Origin of the sequence: Streptococcus sp. HMSC064H09 (assembly GCF_001812625.1) — a bacterium.
Classification (GTDB): domain Bacteria; phylum Bacillota; class Bacilli; order Lactobacillales; family Streptococcaceae; genus Streptococcus.
In genome coordinates this window covers 1-220 of record NZ_KV809594.1, presented here as the reverse complement: position 1 = coordinate 220, position 220 = coordinate 1, and the positions used below count along the sequence as shown (strand labels likewise).

Annotated in this window: 1 protein-coding gene; it reads right to left on the bottom strand. The window is 42.3% G+C overall.

Features of this window, described 5'->3' with window-relative positions:
• Positions 1 to 220, bottom strand: a 220-nt coding sequence (locus tag HMPREF2867_RS07755) for a Spy0128 family protein (RefSeq protein ID WP_141751004.1), incomplete at both ends; no start/stop codon positions are given.

Below are 220 nucleotides of genomic sequence, written 5' to 3'. Positions count from 1 at the left end.
TCTGGAGGAGTCACACGGTTGTTAAATTCTTTATCCGCAATGTCGCCTACAGTCGCGATAAGAACTTTAGCTGTTCCATCGTGTTTAACTGTGACTGTTACATTCGCTTTCATTGTGTCGTATGTAACGGTTGCGTCTGAGCCTTTAACTTCTTCTACTGTGTAGTTGTGTACGCCTTCTTGGCCTTTCTTGAACTCAAGTTTAGAGAACTTAACGTTAC